A 348-nucleotide genomic window follows, 5' to 3' on the forward strand; every position below is an offset into this window, starting at 1 on the left:
TCCACCATGTGCACTTATTCGCTTGTCCCTATAACGTTGGCCTCTTCATGAGTTAAAGAGAACGTTACAGAATCAAGAGTACAGCTTGTTGCATGTTTGTTGATACTTGATTACTACCCTAAGTGTGCACTTTTACATGCACGCTTAAAAAAACTTTACTTCTTCCAGATTGTTAAAGAACGAGAACTACACTTATCTAATTCCGCTTGATGGCAGGTTTAGATAAATGCAGTCAGAACAGTAAGTGGTGGAGGATGACGGGATCGAACCGACGACCCCCTGCTTGCAAAGCAGGTGCTCTCCCAGCTGAGCTAATCCCCCGACGTGAAACGTGGTAGGGCTGGTTGG

Annotated in this window: 1 tRNA gene; it reads right to left on the reverse strand. The window is 45.1% G+C overall.

Going from position 1 to position 348, the window contains the following annotated elements:
* Window positions 1-245: 245 nt before the first annotated feature.
* Window positions 246-321 (reverse strand) — tRNA-Ala (locus LQ564_RS25775).
* Between the last annotated feature and the right edge of the window lie 27 nt (window positions 322-348).

Source organism: Massilia phyllostachyos, assembly GCF_021044825.1.
In the GTDB taxonomy this organism is placed as follows: domain Bacteria; phylum Pseudomonadota; class Gammaproteobacteria; order Burkholderiales; family Burkholderiaceae_D; genus Telluria; species Telluria phyllostachyos.